Below are 363 nucleotides of genomic sequence, written 5' to 3'. Positions count from 1 at the left end.
GCCTGTGAAATTTTACTCATAGTAAAAATTCACAGGCTTTTTCAGCTCAGAGGAGGGTTTTGTCCCAGCCTCTTTTTTTCTACTTTAAGACGGAATTTTCGGGATGTGTTTTGGTGGTAATGCTTTGGTTTACACATCAATGTATGGTTAGAATGTGAAATTTAGTTGGTCATATAGAATTTATTGAGATCATTTTTACCTTTTTCTGGATCTTGCGAATGGTTCTATCTTCTAAATCTATCTAAAAGCATACGCATTTCTATTTTGCGTATGCTTTTATCGCTTTTTTTCATAAAAACGATACACAAATGGATAATTATTACAATTATTAGCACTATTAATATCCATTCTACCTTTTTCTGG

The organism is Ferdinandcohnia sp. SAFN-114 (assembly GCF_059415045.1).
The sequence above is the reverse complement of the archived record's forward strand: the minus strand, read 5'-3'. Positions refer to the sequence as shown.